This is a genomic window from Burkholderia sp. Ac-20392 (assembly GCF_017104585.1).
Lineage (GTDB): Bacteria > Pseudomonadota > Gammaproteobacteria > Burkholderiales > Burkholderiaceae > Burkholderia > Burkholderia lata.
Genome location: NZ_JAAGPB010001064.1, coordinates 1 through 697 on the forward strand (window position 1 = coordinate 1; position 697 = coordinate 697).

1 pseudogene is annotated in these 697 nt (G+C 71.4%); it reads left to right on the forward strand.

Annotated features, from left to right (window positions below):
• Positions 1–130: 130 nt before the first annotated feature.
• A pseudogene (locus tag G3N99_RS40800) lies at positions 131–697 on the forward strand (methyltransferase); the annotation flags it as partial.

Sequence of the window (697 nt, forward strand, 5' to 3'; positions counted from 1 at the left end):
TCGCGGTGGAGCGTGCCGCGGGCCACCGCCCCGCGCTTTGCCGCGCGGGCAAAGCGCGGTATGGTGTGAGCCGCGCGGCGCCCGAAAAACGGTCGCGCCGCCCGTTGAAGCCAACCGTAACCGAGTTCGCGTGACCGATTTCCCTGTTTTCCACTGGACCGACGCCGACGGCGCCGATCATGCCGTGCGCTGGCGCTCCGAAGCCGGCGTGCAACCGCCGAAGCGCGCGGTGCCCGCTGACGACCGCCTCACCGCCGACGCGGCCTACCGCCTTGCGTGCGAGGGCACCGCGCTCGTCTGGCAGGGCGACTTCCAGAATGCGCGCCAGCTCGTGCAGGCGATGGCGCGCCGTGTCGAGCGCAAGCCGAAGAAGGCGAAAGCCGCGGCCGGCGTCGATGCATTCAACCTGCATCGTCTCGCGCAGTCGCAGCGTGCCCGCACGCTCGGCATGCTGCTGATCCCGCTCGATGCCGACTACACGATCCCGCTGCGCCGTGCGCCTGACGTGCGCGCGGCGTGCGAAGAGGCGTACGGGCCCGGCGGCGCGCCGTCGGTCGTGTCGTTGCGCGAACTGCTCGGCCTCGTCGGCGCGCATGAATGGCGCAAGAAGGGCGTGCCGATCCCGGCGCTCGGCGGCGCGCCGATCCACCCGCACTACGGCGTGTTCTCGCCGGTGCGTGGTGAATACGTCGAACTC